This is a genomic window from Corynebacterium sp. HMSC058E07, assembly GCF_001809885.1.
GTDB lineage: Bacteria > Actinomycetota > Actinomycetes > Mycobacteriales > Mycobacteriaceae > Corynebacterium > Corynebacterium macclintockiae.
Genome location: NZ_KV799272.1, coordinates 1 through 299, shown reverse-complemented (window position 1 = coordinate 299; position 299 = coordinate 1). Strand labels below are relative to the sequence as shown.

Sequence of the window (299 nt, the reverse complement as noted above, 5' to 3'; positions counted from 1 at the left end):
TCCGGCTTCTTAGTAACGGTCACCTTAGCGGTCGCATCGTCAGTGGAACCGTCCGGGTAGGTAGCGACAACCGGGATGTCATAATCGCCAGGCTTTACGGCCAGCCCCGGCTTGACAGTGATGGAGCCATCCTCGTTGACGGTAGCCCAGTCCGGAGCACCTTCACCAGCAGTGAACTTCACGCCACCAGCAGCACCTTCCGGCGCAGCAACGGTCGCAGTGCTCTCCTGCTCCACATCAGTAGTACCGGTGTACTGCGGATCGTGAATCTCGTTGGCAGGCTTCACCGTAACAGTGAC

At 59.2% G+C, this 299-nt stretch carries 1 protein-coding gene; it reads right to left on the bottom strand.

The window, feature by feature from the left end; translation table 11 throughout:
• Positions 1-299: Rib/alpha-like domain-containing protein (locus HMPREF2678_RS04665; protein WP_210382700.1), on the bottom strand; the 299-nt coding region annotated here is incomplete at both ends.